This window comes from Thermodesulfobacteriota bacterium (genome assembly GCA_036397855.1).
Taxonomy (GTDB): Bacteria; Desulfobacterota_D; UBA1144; order Nemesobacterales; family CSP1-2; genus DASWID01.
Map to the genome: position 1 here is coordinate 1 of DASWID010000142.1, position 2,093 is coordinate 2,093.

At 39.4% G+C, this 2,093-nt stretch carries 2 protein-coding genes; both read right to left on the bottom strand.

What is annotated here, in order from left to right:
- Positions 1 to 189: 189 nt before the first annotated feature.
- Positions 190 to 504 carry a hypothetical protein gene (locus VGA95_11695; GenBank protein HEX9667203.1) on the bottom strand — a complete coding sequence of 105 codons (315 nt, stop codon included), beginning with the start codon at positions 502 to 504 and terminating at the stop codon, positions 190 to 192.
- A gap of 373 nt (positions 505 to 877) precedes the next feature.
- Complete coding sequence (locus VGA95_11700) at positions 878 to 1,852, bottom strand: transposase (protein ID HEX9667204.1); 975 nt, start codon at positions 1,850 to 1,852, stop codon at positions 878 to 880.
- Positions 1,853 to 2,093: the final 241 nt, after the last annotated feature.

Sequence of the window (2,093 nt, forward strand, 5' to 3'; positions counted from 1 at the left end):
CGTTGCCCTTTTTTACATTTTCTAAACTGTCGACATTTGTGAATTGTGAAGATACGACCCCTTAAAATACTTAAAATAGAAAATAGGGACGTCTGTCACTATTTTCAGTTTTTTTGTATTGCTAAGGAACTAGGAAAAGATATAAACCCACCAATTTTTTGGATATGAAGCTATATATTTCAGATTTGTTTAACTAAACGGTATATTTTCTAGTACTTCCTTTATTAATTCATATTTTTCCATTTGTTTTTTATTTTCCTCGCTATACTTATACGTAAGGTAATTATCAATGTCCTGGTCGGAAATATAACTATCCATTACGGATATGGTAATTCTTTTCACGTCCTCAAGAGTTGCTACATCTGGGCAATCTATATGCAGGTATTCAAGGTAAATCCTATATGCCAATCTCTGAAATAAATCAATTTGAGATAGGAAGGGAGGTTTGCATAATTCATCCATTATAATTTTCAGTTTCCTTTCTTTGTAGGTTAAGTCATTCATTTTGCGCTCCTTCAATATTGTATTGTTTATAGTTAAATTAACATAAAAATTCCGATAAGTAACGGAATTTATGCAAACTCTAAATTGCTGACCGTCATTCTTAATTTTTGGCCTACTCACTTCACTATCATAACAGTTGTCAAGGTTAAGAAGCAGCGTCAGCTCAAATTAACGATAAGATCTAAATAACAGCTTGCTTCGTCTCGATCCTGAGATGCTTCAGCCTTTTCCGTGATGTCTTCTCCCGGCCTCCCCCGTTTTCGTCTCTTGCAGCAAAGCAGCAAAGGTCCTCAACCGGCTGTCTGACAATTTTCGTAAGCAAAGGGGTCAAGCAAAAGGGTCAAGTCTACAATTGACAATACTTTGACCTTATTTAGCTATTGAGCTCTTTAATAATCGTGATCAATCGTCGTCGGAATGAATCATCTTTGCTTATCCTTCTCTCCACCCGCCGGTATGCCATACTTATGGTAGTATAAGCTGTGATCCCCAATTCAGTAGCGATACCTTTCAGCGTCAACCCACACTCTTTACGACACAGATATATAGCTACATCTCTCGGCTCGTTCCACTGACCACGATGTACTCCCTCGAGCGCTTCTCTACTAACCTTGTACCTTCTCATGATAATATCTATGACGTGATCTCCACTAATGGAGGAATGAAGGTCCTTAGCTTCTGGTATCTCATAGTCCTCTTTATCTGAACTGATTAATTTAGTTCTAACCCAATCTTTGAATCTCTCAGCTCCAAGAATAACCTCTCTCTTCCCCATAGTATAAAATTCCTCAATATCAGATGGTATACCTGCCCGTATAAACTCTCTATAGCGTTTTATTGATTGATTCAACCTCTCTCCAAAGCGACCGAGCACTTCATCTCTAACCAACCAGCTCAGCGATGCCCGCTTCTCCAGATAGGCATTATGACTGCTCCAAAGATATTGTTCAGGGACCTCTACTATATTTGCCCTATCAGGATTGAGGTGAATATAGCGCATGACCTCTAACAAATATGAATCAGCATCAATCAAGATTGCTTTAAATCGTCCTCTAAAGATTGAGCCATCAGTTCCATGTTTGCGATTGAAGCGTTGAGTGTATATTCCATTCAGGTGTCTCATGGAGCGAGAAATATTCCCCTGAGGAGTATAAATAAGTAAGTGGTAATGATTATCTAAAAGGCGGTATGCATGAATCTGCATAGTAAACATGTCTGATGTTTCTCCCAAAAGATTAAGAAAATCTTTCCTATCATTTTCGTCGACAAAGATTCTTTGGCGTGAAGCACCACGATTCATTACGTGATACCAGGCTCCCGGATATTGAATTCTAAGTGGGCGTGCCATTAAAATGGATCCTTCGAATCCATTTTATTTTACACCTGAAGTATTGTCAATTGTAGACTCGACCCCTTTGGTCACGTACCTTTCCCAAAGGAAAACTTGAACTCGTTAAAGTTGGGGGTATCACATTTGGTCGCGCTACCCTTGAGCCGGGCTGGAAGTAGTCGGAATCGGTTGAGCCTGTAGCCAAAACAAAAAGCTGCGAGGCTCCGCATACCCAATACCACGTTTCAGGGAAATTGAG

Bases quoted from the DNA above. Each gene is read 5' to 3' on its own strand.
- VGA95_11700 (HEX9667204.1), bottom strand. From the start codon at position 1,852: ATGGCACGCCCACTTAGAATTCAATATCCGGGAGCCTGGTATCACGTA.
- VGA95_11695 (HEX9667203.1), bottom strand. From the start codon at position 504: ATGAATGACTTAACCTACAAAGAAAGGAAACTGAAAATTATAATGGAT.